The organism is Cyanobacteriota bacterium (genome assembly GCA_025054735.1).
Classification (GTDB): Bacteria; Cyanobacteriota; Cyanobacteriia; order SKYG9; family SKYG9; genus SKYG9.
In genome coordinates, this window is record JANWZG010000075.1 from 1 (window position 1) to 11,413 (window position 11,413).

At 49.9% G+C, this 11,413-nt stretch carries 8 protein-coding genes; 2 read left to right on the top strand and 6 right to left on the bottom strand.

Annotated features, from left to right (window positions below; translation table 11 throughout):
- Nucleotides 1-2,474: response regulator (locus tag NZ772_05480; GenBank protein ID MCS6813011.1), on the bottom strand; the 2,474-nt coding region annotated here is incomplete at its 3' end.
- A 762-nt stretch (nt 2,475-3,236) separates the two neighbouring features.
- On the opposite strand from NZ772_05480, the gene NZ772_05485 reads away from it, so the two are divergent.
- Nucleotides 3,237-3,947, top strand: a complete 711-nt coding sequence (locus NZ772_05485; protein ID MCS6813012.1) for a response regulator transcription factor — start codon at nt 3,237-3,239, stop codon at nt 3,945-3,947.
- Here the strand turns inward: NZ772_05485 and NZ772_05490 are convergent, their stop codons facing one another.
- The 4 genes from NZ772_05490 to NZ772_05505 form a co-directional block, all read right to left on the bottom strand.
- Nucleotides 3,948-4,472 (bottom strand): hypothetical protein, encoded by a 525-nt coding sequence (locus tag NZ772_05490; GenBank protein ID MCS6813013.1) that lies wholly within the window; start codon nt 4,470-4,472, stop codon nt 3,948-3,950.
- Between the two features lie 44 nt (nt 4,473-4,516).
- Nucleotides 4,517-5,713 (bottom strand): glycosyltransferase, encoded by a 1,197-nt coding sequence (locus NZ772_05495; GenBank protein ID MCS6813014.1) that lies wholly within the window; start codon nt 5,711-5,713, stop codon nt 4,517-4,519.
- Between the two features lie 126 nt (nt 5,714-5,839).
- Nucleotides 5,840-6,916 (bottom strand): thiamine phosphate synthase, encoded by a 1,077-nt coding sequence (locus NZ772_05500; protein ID MCS6813015.1) that lies wholly within the window; start codon nt 6,914-6,916, stop codon nt 5,840-5,842.
- Nucleotides 6,917-6,981: 65 nt separating this feature from the next.
- On the bottom strand, nt 6,982-7,575 hold the full coding sequence (locus NZ772_05505; GenBank protein MCS6813016.1) for a LuxR C-terminal-related transcriptional regulator: 594 nt from the start codon (nt 7,573-7,575) through the stop codon (nt 6,982-6,984).
- A gap of 1,239 nt (nt 7,576-8,814) precedes the next feature.
- Between NZ772_05505 and NZ772_05510 the strand changes: the two genes are divergently transcribed.
- Nucleotides 8,815-9,570, top strand: coding sequence for a Uma2 family endonuclease (locus NZ772_05510; protein ID MCS6813017.1), 756 nt, complete (start codon nt 8,815-8,817; stop codon nt 9,568-9,570).
- 19 nt (nt 9,571-9,589) lie between these two features.
- Here NZ772_05510 and NZ772_05515 read toward each other — a convergent pair.
- A partial coding sequence (locus NZ772_05515; protein ID MCS6813018.1) for a CHASE2 domain-containing protein occupies nt 9,590-11,413 on the bottom strand: 1,824 nt, incomplete at its 5' end.

Below are 11,413 nucleotides of genomic sequence, written 5' to 3' on the forward strand. Positions count from 1 at the left end.
TATTCAGCGTTGACAGTTCTACGAGTATCTAAGGCTTGATGAATGCAGCTTAGCATCATATCAGCTATGTCCTGGGGAAAAACATCGTGTAGCATGGTGCCCAACTGAGATTCCACTGACTTATAGATGCTGACAGCTTTCGTCGTTGGGATTTTGAGACAGCGCCCATAGCGATCGCGCACCACTACCAACTCATGCATAGAGGCAAACAATGCTCGCATCTCAGCATTGGTAGCACGGATTTCCTCTTCTAGGCGCTTGCGATCAGTAATATCACGTATAATAACCAGCACTTCATCTTCGCCACTGACTACGATGCGCACTTCCTCATCAAATGGTGTGCCATCAGGAGTGTACAGCCGTTGTTCATAGGTCACCAATTTACCTGTGGCTAATGCTTGAGCAACCCCCTGCATTTGGCGAGCGGCGTGGTCTGGAGCCAAGACATCATAAACCTTCCGCCCAACGACGTGCTCACCATTGACCGAGTGAGCCTTCTCATTTTTTGCCGGGATATAGTCCAGATAGGTACCATCTCGACGGAGCCGGATTAGCAAGTCAGGAATAGCCGCAATAATGGCACGGTTTTGGGCCTCACTTTGACGCAGCGCCGCTTCTGCCCGCTTTTGGTCAGTAATATCTCGGCCAACAATAACTACCAAGTTATCTGTTAAGGGAGAAATAGTGGTAGAGAGCCACACTTCTTGGTCGCCCATAGGTAAGCTGTATTCAGTACGGACAGGAGTTTGTGTCCGCAGACTTTCTTGAATACAACTGAGGACGTGGTTAGCTTGGGCTGGGGGCATCACATCCACGAGACGTTTGCCTATCATCTCACTAGCTGGCTTGTAGAGGTTCATGTTGTGAGTAGGCGCAACCTTAAGGCAGCGTCCAGAGGCATCTCGTACTAGCACTATGTCATTCATGGCAGCTAGTAAAGCTCGTAGTTCGGCTTGAGACTGCTTTTGCGCCAAGACAGACCCTAACTGCCCTGAAATGGCTGGTACTAGCCGGATCCACCGTTCATCTTGGGGGCGCACAATTCGTGTAAGGAATACCAATACGGCAATGACGCGATCTTGTTCTCCAGTTTCATAGGAGTTGGACATAGCGACGATCGGCACCCCGAATCCTGCCACAAACCCACAGGCGGCGGCTGGTTCATGGCGCAAGAATGATTCGTCTAGGTCTTTACTTAAATCCGTAGTCCATTCCGGTTGACGTTGTTGCCACACCCGACCAGGCAACCCTTCCCCTGGCAAAAAGGTCAAGGCTTCGGTGTAGTTGCGAAATTGATCGAGAGCCGTTGATGCAGCACTATCCAGCGTCGATTGATCGCTACACCAACTAGTAGCACACTCAATCACCGTGCGATCGGACGACTCTACCCAAGCTTCTCCATAGTTCCATCCCGTTACTTCACAGAGAGAGTGCAAGGCAACTTCCAAGGCAGTGTTAAAGTCAGGGGCAGCACTAATAGCTTGGGTGATGCCCAGCACGAGCTGTAGTTCTTCATCGGCTTCCTTCAGAACCTTATTGGAATAGACGAATAGCTGAGAGTAGGCTAACAGCAATGTATTCATTGGCAGAAGCCGCCAAGTGTTATCTGGTTGTTCAACGACGATCGGCTCGTAGGTGTAGGGTTCTGGACGACCTAGAGCACGATTCACAGCAGCTTGAATGGTACAGGTAGGCGGCAGCAGCAGAAATGACTGTAAGCCAAGGCTCTGCTCAGCTTGGTTAATAGCATTCAGCATCACCCCTATGGGACGCTTACTATACATCTCGACTCCGTAGGGCCGCCCAAAATATTCAAAGAACTTGGGACGGGCAATCATGCCTAGTAGCTTGGCATGATCATCCGTGATCAGTACACCAGGTAACTTGGGATGATCTCGAAAGGTTTCCATGACCGCCATTCCCAGAGTTGACTCAGGCACCTGAAAATCATAGGTAGGCAAGTCTTCTAGGGTAGACATCAGGGCTACGGTCACTTGATGTTCTAGATCATTTACCTGATTCTGATCACGAATCTTGCGTTCCAGGGCCGCGTTTTGGTCTTGTAGCCGCTGTTGCAGCCGCTTCAGGGTGAGGTGGGTTTGCACTCGCGCTAAAATTTCTGCGGATTGAAATGGCTTAGTGATGTAGTCAACAGCCCCTAGTTCAAAAGCCTTTACTTTGTTAGCAACATCGTCTTGGGCGCTGATGAAAATGATGGGAATGTCACGGGTTTTCTGGTTAGCCTTGAGTTGCTGGCACACTTCATAGCCATTCATTTCTGGCATGAGAATATCGAGCAAAACTAAATCAGGCAAGTCCATATGGGCGCTGGCAAGAGCAATGGTCCCTTTTGTGGCAATTCGGATTTCATGGCCATTGGCTGCCAGTAGCCGCTTCAGCACTCGCAAGTTATCGGGGTTGTCATCCACGATTAGGATTTTAGACTTGGGGATTTCATCAACAGTACCCGTCATAGTGTCGAGGCAACTTGCAGGAGGCTATGAGACTATGGCTATGAGACTATGTAGTTATGCTTCAGTCTAACGATAGTTGCGATCGTAAATCAGCACTACAACTCATTCAAACAGACGCACACTCGATCCGTAATACTACGTGTAATTTAGAAAAGATGGACTTAGGTGACAACAGTTTGGTCAGGCCAACATAAGCAGATTTCTTGCCGCTAGTTCAGTCAGTTAATGACGTTGGTCATCGGCAAGCAACCCTAGAGCGAGGCCCCCTTTCACGCTAGCTTAGGGTCATGCTGCACTCGCGAATCCCACAGTCCTGCCTTCAGCATAATGGGACGACAGCGCTAAAATCACAGAATGCAGTCAAGTTTTATTAGAACTTTAATCCAGTACTGCCAGGTTTATCAGAACTTTACAGATTGTGCATAGCCTTTGTCTCTCAATTTAGTCTCCACTCATTTTTTAGCAAATCATTTCCCTTGACATAGGTTGCCCTGAGCAATCCCCTAGCTAACCCCTTTCATCTGATTGATTGGGCAGACAGCCATTAGGACATTATGATGGCAACCATAGTTGCGATCGTCAGGGCTAGGAAATAAAGCAACGCTGTACAGTGCAGGTGTAGCAACAGATCTGCTCCGTAAAAAACAAACCAATAGTCGGCTCTTACAATCTACATCACCTCCTTGCAGAATCGGTATTATTGATTGACCAATGACCCATGACCAATAACAATTGATTCATGACCAACGGAGGATGTGCGCCATGGCTGGGCGGTTGCTGTTAGTGGATGATGAACCTAGGCTGCGGGAAGCTGTAGAAGCCTATCTTAGTGATAGTGGCTTTGATGTAGATGTGGCTAGCAATGCCACAGAAGGTTGGGCAATGATGCAACAGCGCCTCTATGATTTGGTGATTACGGATATCATGATGCCCCAAGTGGATGGTTACCAGTTTTTGCGGCAACTGCGGGAGGATCCCAGGTTCAAGTCGCTGCCTGTGGTGTTTCTAACGGCGCGGGGCATGACAGCTGATCGCATCCAAGGTTACAAGGCTGGTTGTGATGCCTACCTATCCAAACCCTTTGACCCCGATGAGTTGGTGGCGATCGTCGAAAATCTGTTGGAAAAGAACACCCCCACGATTCCTGAAATCACTGGTGACGGGGAAAACTTAGACATTGCTGACATGGCGCGGCAAATTGCTGAAATTCGAGAGCTACTGATTCGGCAGGGAGCATTAACTCCAACGGGCATTGCTAAGACACCTGCTCCCATCAACATCGACTTGACACCCCGTGAGCGCAGTGTCTTGGAATTGGTAGCCCAGGGTTTGATGAACAAAGAAATTGCCCGTCGCCTAGAGACCAGCGTTCGTAATGTGGAAAAGTATGTGAGTCGGTTATTTAGCAAAACAGGCACCAACAGCCGCACAGAACTAGTGCGCTATGCGCTAGAGCATGGCTTGACTCAGTAACTACATTCCCCACCATAGGAGCACTCCTAGCAAGAGACTTACTAAACCCAGTGCCACCCACGTGAAGCGATTATCACGGGTATTCACTTGGCTCAAGTCTACTGCGTCTAGTTCGTAGCTCTTGCGATCGACCACTTTACGGCTAGGCTTGGCCGTGGCATAGGCAGCACTAGTCTTCTCGACATCTAAAGCAGTCAGGTCAGGAATTTGGGTTAACCACTCTGGACGAGTGACCAGCCTAGGGGCTTCGAGGATGGCCAGCAGGCGACGACTCTGTTTGCGAGTTTCAATGTCTGGATGTTGACCCAAGCGGCGGCAGAGAGCAATAGCTTCACTCGATTGACCTGCCGCTTCATAGGCTGTCACCAGCCAAATTTGCATCTCGCCCCCAAAGCGCAATTGCCGATTCACCAGGGCACAGGCTTTTTCTAATTGCTGTACCGCTTCACGATATTGACCTGATTCAAAGGCGATTTTGCCTGCTTGGTAATGACCATTGGCAAGTTGCATAGCTTCGGAGGACATAGACATTAGCAATATTTGGAACTACAGACAACTAAGGTACTAGGCTAGGTAGCTAGGGAACGGCCTCGCCAAGTCCAGCCCCAACCTGTTTCGGTTTTAATGACGGAGGCGATCGCCATGGCCATCACAATCCCTCCCCCTAGCCAACTTAACCACCAATAGTACAACGGTTGGTGAAATAAGTGGGCACAGTAGCAACGCAGCCCATATTGGGCCGCAAGGGTCAGCACCAGCAACCCAACAGCAGTGAACAGCAGCAACGGGTGAGACACACGGGATGGATGCCAAGCGAGAACTGGAATGCTCGTGAGGGCTAACCAAGGGAAGACATAGAGCAATGCCATGGCTACGGCAATAAGGAACATCGCAGCAATACTCCGCTGGGCACCTAGGTAGAGGTTTTTTGTCCAACCTTCCCAAAGGGCAGCAAAGGAGCGATACATGCGCACTTGCACCAGTCCCAAAGCTAAGACATAGCGCAAGCGGTATCCTTGGCGTTTAATTCGGCGTGCTAGTTCCACATCTTCTACAACCTCGGCAGCAACGGCACGATGACCACCGATCGCTGCATAGGCTTGTCGTCGAAACAACATAAACGGCCCAGCGGCAAAGGCTGTAGGATCACTGGGGTCGTTGACGGCATCAAACCGGAACCCAACCGCCAGCAGCCCCATCATCAGCGGCTGAACCAGCCATTCAGCAAAACAGCCACAAATAATTTCTGGAGCGCAACTGAGCAGATCGATCTGATAGGATTGGCTTTCAGCAAGGGCAGCCGCGATCGCCCCTGGTGCTAACCGCACATCAGCATCCATGAACAGCACATAATCTCCGGTTGCTTGGTTTGCGGCTTGGGCACAAGCCCAATTCTTGCCACGCCAAAGTTCTTGGGTAGGTCGAGGCGGCACGGTCAACACATGCAACCGGGTATCAGTCGCCGCTAGTGCTTGGGCAATGATAGCGGTTTGGTCAGTCGATTCATCATCTGCAATCCAAACCGATAGCTCTACAGTTGGTGGCAGGTCACTAGCTAGCACAGACTGTACACAGTTTTGTAGGTTCAGTTCTTCATTGTAAGCAGGGATAATGACCGTAAGGGTACAGGGAGTTAGAGCGATCGTAGCTGGCTCCAGGTGAGGAGCAGCCGCCATTGATTGCCGCAGACGATAGCCAAACCAGGCGATCGCTGCCAATGAGGCCAACAGCCCTACAATCGCTATCTCCATAATCACAGTGCCCATACCTTCTATCCCCTAGCCGTACCCATACCACGCATTGTGCTGTTTGCCCCATCCTGTTTGTCCATCAGTAATATCCCCAGTATCCCACGTTCCTTGGTTCGATGATTCCAGCCACCGTGACCAAGGTCAATTGGCATGAGCACAAGGGGAAGGGGAAACAGTTGCATGGTGCAACTGGGCCAGAAACTGCTCAGTGACAGCTTTAGGGTCGGGTGCCTGCATGATGGCTCGCACGACGGCGACACGGGTAGCCCCGGCTGCCATTACATCCTTGAGATTGGTGAGATCCACACTGCCGATCGCATACCAAGGTATTGACACCTGCTCAGCAGCATACCGCACATAGCTGAGTCCGGCGGCAGCTTTTCCGGCCTTGGTAGGGGTTTCGTAAACAGGGCCTACGCCTACATAGTCCACATTGCTGGCAAGTGCCCGCTGGAGTTCGTCAGGGTTTGTAGTAGACATACCAATAATGCGATCGACTCCCAATAATTGCCGCACAATGGTTGGATCTAAATCCTGTTGACCTACATGCACCCCGTCTGCGTCCACTGCTAGGGCAATATCAGGGCGATCGTTGACCAAAAATAGGGCACCATAGCGGTGACAGAGGTCGCAGAGTTGCTTCGCCCGCGTAAACCGAATGCCATCTTCCACCGACTTATCACGATATTGCACCAAGGCTAACCCACCTTGTAGGGCAGCCTCCACTACCTCTAGGAGATTGTCTACTGGGGATGTCACCAGGTATAGCTGGCTTTGGTAGAGCCTTTGACGACGATCTTGCGGTTGAACATCCCTCATCATCAACTGACTCTCTAGGGCATACACCCGATAACGCATTTGCTTAAAGGCTTCACCCATACGGGGTTCATACAGCTTGCCATATTCCTCCACAACTCGTAGTGCTTCCTGTACGCGGCACAGGTTGGCCTGCAGCAAATCCCCTAGAGTCGATCGCTGCTCTTCACGCTCATGGGTAATTGTCGTCCCTGGATCTTCCGGCGTGTTTCGTGCTGCCCGCAATTCAGGCCCATGCCAAGCTGCTATTGCCTGTCGCAAGTCCTTGCACTCAGCCGTCAGTTCCCGATTTTCCAAACCAAATCGACACCAGTCTTCAATCACCCGCAAGCCTTCCCGTGCTCGATCAAGATTAGCATCCAGAATTCGCTGCACAGCATTGGGGGATGCACTCAACTCCATAGCCAACTACCATTCTCACTTAGTGCCATTGCTTCATAAAGCTTAACCTAGGATTTGATCATACGCTAGCTGGCCTTCATTCTGTGTTGGAGAGAACACCCTAACTTGGCGTAAATATTCTTCAAGTGCTTTTTGACTGTGTTGATGCTGATATACAACTCTGTGGCAATCTCTGCATAGCTATAGTTAGCCTGTCGCAGTGCCCAAATTTCCAGTTCTCGGGGTGTTAAGCCATCCTGTTGCACATTTTTCAGGGAAACTCGTTTTTGCAGCCGTTGATTTTGGATGGTCACAATCACCAATGGGGTAGGAAATAGGGTTAATTGCGATCGTCGAGCCTCTAGGTGCAACGTGCCTAAGGAGGTTGTCAAGAGTTTTGACTCTAGAATGACAGCATAATGGGTTTGAATGCTACTAGTTTTAGTTGTAGCTGCATGAAGCCGCCAGATTTCTTGGTTGAAGAGGTGAGCCTCATGTTCATCCTCAGCCAGATGGTCAAGGATTTGATGAAGTTGCCAATTGGCATAGAGAATTTCCCCCCGTTCCGTGAGGAGCAAAATGCCATAGGTAAACCCTTCCAAAATCCCCTGCAGAAATGCATAGTTGAACTGCCGATTCTGAGCCTTAACAGTCTTTATTGTGTTAGCAATGTTAGTCATGGTAATGTTACCTACCTTGAGGAATTGATGCTAATGGAGGTGGTGATCCCTCCACAGAGGTTTAGGTGATGACGATCGCAGCCTATTCAGTTGAGCTAGAGCACTGGACAATACCAGGAATGACCCCTACTTGAGTAGGTAAATCCTTAAAGCAAATAGGATGGATTATACCGAGTACAATCCATCTTGATCAGTCTGAACAAAGGGTTACTAGCTGTCACTAAGCCTGCACGATTATGCTTGGTGAAGCCCGTCCAGAGGGTTTGTCTTACCCGGTAGGGATGCGATAATATGTGCTCCCTGGCCTGTGGGTGCCATTGAGTCTTGAACAGGGCCTATAGTGGGTGCCATTGGTTCTAGAGGGGCAGTAGGGATTTGGTTGAGGTCTTCTGGGTGCTAGGAGTATTGGGGAAATTCTACTCCTGTTCGGTGCTGGCATAGTTCATGTTCTCCTGAGCATAAAGGATTAAGTGGAATGATTGCAAACCGACTTAGACCAAATAGACGATCGTGCAGGCTCCAGCCCGCACTACGAGCGAACCAAAGTTGTGTAACCAGTTCTTGGAAAATCGGTATAACAATGCCGTTGTCAACAGGTGATGGATGTGTGATCTATCAGCCTCTTCAGTTCAGGGCTTGGCTGGTATGGAGTGGGTGCTATTGGGGGAACTAGGCTTTTTGGGATTAGGCTTGGGCTTGCGCCTAGACTCGGGCTTAGATAAGCTTGGGGTAGTTCTAGCTGGTTGCTGGGGCATAATGACTATCCTTTAATGTCGAGGGTTGATCATCTAACACAGAGCAGTTGTTGCTAGGTTGTTCAACAACTATTGAGGAATAGGCGGGGGCAAGTTCAGCCTATTCAGTTTAGTGTTACTCAGGGATTAGTTGGTTTCGCGATCGTAGACACCCTTAAGTTTGCAGCCAGACATTGACTGACTCAGGTTCCCTTAAACCTCCTCTCTAGTACAGGAGGGGGAAACCCTTCATTGGATCAGGTCATTTGTAGTTTCAGTAATTTAACCGGACTTAGGGTATTCTTCACTGCCAAGATGTCTCTTCCGGAATAATGACCACTGTACAAATGACTAATTTCCCAAAAATTTGGTATGGCTCTATATGGTGGAATCATATTAGGGTATGTACTGAGCTTGTCGCAGTGGTTACATCTTATTGATAGCCTAGGTAGTGACCATTCCTGCTAGAATAGACCCACTAGTAAACCTGTCTTAATCCAGTGCTATGTCTCAGGCCAACTTGCCCCATTTACGTCGGCAACCCCTGCCTACTATGTATGACTTGCCCAGTGAAACCGTAGGAGAACCCGCATTGCCTGATGAATTTCACCGCTTTCAAGCCGACTTGATGGAGGAAACCTGTCAGCCACCTACTTACTCACCTGACCAGATCTTCATAGCCTGCGACCTTTACCTCTACTACGACAGTCGCCATCCCCTCTGGTATAAGCGCCCAGATTGGTTCTTAGCTGTTGACGTTCCCCGTGCTAGCCAGCAGCAGGATTTACGCCTCAGCTATGTCATCTGGCAGGAGGGCGTTCCCCCATTTATGGTGCTGGAATTACTCTCTCCTGGCACAGAAGAGGAAGACCTGGAGCAAAACCTGCGAGCACTCAACAAGCCACCTACCAAGTGGGAAGTCTATGAACGGATTTTACGTGTTCCCTACTACGTGATTTACGATCGCTACGACAATCACCTCCGAGTTTTTCGGTTAGAAGGTACTCGCTATCAAGCCGTAGCACTGCCTCAACATCGATTGTGGATTGAGGAATTGCAGCTAGGGTTAGGGCTGTGGCAAGGCGACTACAAGGGAATTACAGGGCTGTGGTTGCGCTGGTATGATGCGGCTGGGGAATGGGTGCCAACTGCTCAAGAACGGGCTGAACAGGAACGGCTGCGGGCTGAGCAAGAACGGCTACGGGCTGAGCGACTGGCTGATTACCTGCGCTCCCAAGGGATTGATCCCGACAGCTTGTAGGAATGTGACACCTAGCAAATTATCCCTTGCGATTTAGAGCCAGTCCTAAATAGATCCAGCTCGTCATGGATGGCAGTAGCCAAGGCATGAGCACGGCGGCTGAGTTATAAAGCTGGAGGCTGACTAGCCCATAGAGTCCCGTCACACCCAGAAAGAGCAGCATTAGACGATAGCGTTGTTGTTGCGATCGACGGCTTAAGTGCAGAGTGACCCCTTTGGTAACCACCGCCGCCACAGGAACTAGCCAGCGATCGGGAATCCTCACTATTGGACGAGCAATCAACAGATCCCGTAGAGCTTGGGCAATATTTTCACCGCCGAATATTGTAGAGCAATCTCTTTCTAGCTGCTGCCGACGCTTACACCAATATTGGGTCGATAGATAAGCAGAAAAGGTATCTTCAGCTTCACCATATCCCCACGAGGCAATCAGCACAATCGGTTGCGTTACGGTTCTTGCCCAAGCTGAATCAGGCTCGGCTTGCTCAAGAAATTGCCAAGCTGGGATAAATCGATAAGCTGTTTCTAAAGGCAACGCAAAGTCATTAATAGTGGATAATCCCAGGGGTAGGTTGGGTACCTGTAGTGGTGCGATCGGACTTTGGTCTGGGCGATTGAGCCATTGTCTCAGATAGCCACTAACGGCCAATTGAAAGTCACCTTGATGTTCAAGCTGGGGTTGGGGGTAGGACTGGTGAAAAGATGCCTGGGAAAGAATTTTAGCTATTGCTAGCAAGTAGGTAAACGGGCATAGGTTATGACAGGTTCCGTCTTGGGCTGAGGGATAGTGGTATCTCACATCTCCCCTCAGGCTCCATTGCAGTCGGTTGCCACTGTCATGTAGTTTGTCTTTGTCATTAACTGCAAACACAAACCAGGTGTTTTTGTAGGCAACGCTTGCTTCAATAGCTTGAGTGAGCTGCTGTTCGTGGGGTTGTTCCGTATCTAGAAAATAGTCAATGCCAACGACACGTGCCTCTAGGGAAGCAGTGTCTGCCACGATTTTTGCCAGATACCGACGATCAATAGGAAAGGTCTTAAAGTTGGGGATGGTTCTTTGGGCACGATCGATCGACTCCTGATCAATACCAATCAGCAGCACAGGGGGAACTATCTGCGATGGCACTTGGTTGGTCAGATCGTAATAAACAGCTTGGCTGAGGTAGCGAAGATCCAGTAACCAAGAGGATATAACCCCATCCATGCTAGATACCAAGACTGCTACTGCTAGCACGATTGCCTCTAGAGGCGTAGGGAGCCATTGGCGAGAAAGCCGGAAGGATTGTAGCCACTGTTGCCAGCGGGGCGGGGCGAATTGAAAAGGTGGTGCCTGGGCAGGGCTGAACAAGAGTGGTAGCAGGTCAGTAGAGGGATAGGCAAATTGTTGGGTAGTTCGTAAGTGCTGACAAGCAGCATAAACTGCCGATTGGATTGTTTGGTGATTGGCTAGGCTATGGCACAAATGGTGGAGAAACTGCTGAGCCACATCGGTACGAATAGGTTCTCGCATAGCCACGACCTGCAACCCCAGTTGGACAAGGGATTGGGCGATATTCAAACTACTACAGGAGTTGAAAATGGCCAGGCGTAAGCCACGATCGCAGGCCCTAGTCAGTGCTGTTTCTAGTTCACTAGTAGCCAGCGCCACTTGGGGCGTAATCATCACTCGTCCTCCTGTTACGGCAGTTTCTTGACTATGCCCCACAAACACCAACATATCCCAACCCAGCTCATCCCCAATGGTTTGCAAAATTCTATCCTTAATAGCCATAGCCTGCTCCTGAGATGGCCACGTGAGGCGACACAAAACAGCTAAGGATTTGAGTAGTTGGAGGGCTTGCCA

Coding starts and splice junctions, on each gene's coding strand:
- NZ772_05510 (MCS6813017.1), top strand. CDS start 8,815: ATGTCTCAGGCCAACTTGCCCCATTTACGTCGGCAACCCCTGCCTACT.
- NZ772_05505 (MCS6813016.1), bottom strand. CDS start 7,575: ATGACTAACATTGCTAACACAATAAAGACTGTTAAGGCTCAGAATCGG.
- NZ772_05490 (MCS6813013.1), bottom strand. CDS start 4,472: ATGTCCTCCGAAGCTATGCAACTTGCCAATGGTCATTACCAAGCAGGC.
- NZ772_05500 (MCS6813015.1), bottom strand. CDS start 6,916: ATGGAGTTGAGTGCATCCCCCAATGCTGTGCAGCGAATTCTGGATGCT.
- NZ772_05485 (MCS6813012.1), top strand. CDS start 3,237: ATGGCTGGGCGGTTGCTGTTAGTGGATGATGAACCTAGGCTGCGGGAA.
- NZ772_05495 (MCS6813014.1), bottom strand. CDS start 5,713: ATGGGCACTGTGATTATGGAGATAGCGATTGTAGGGCTGTTGGCCTCA.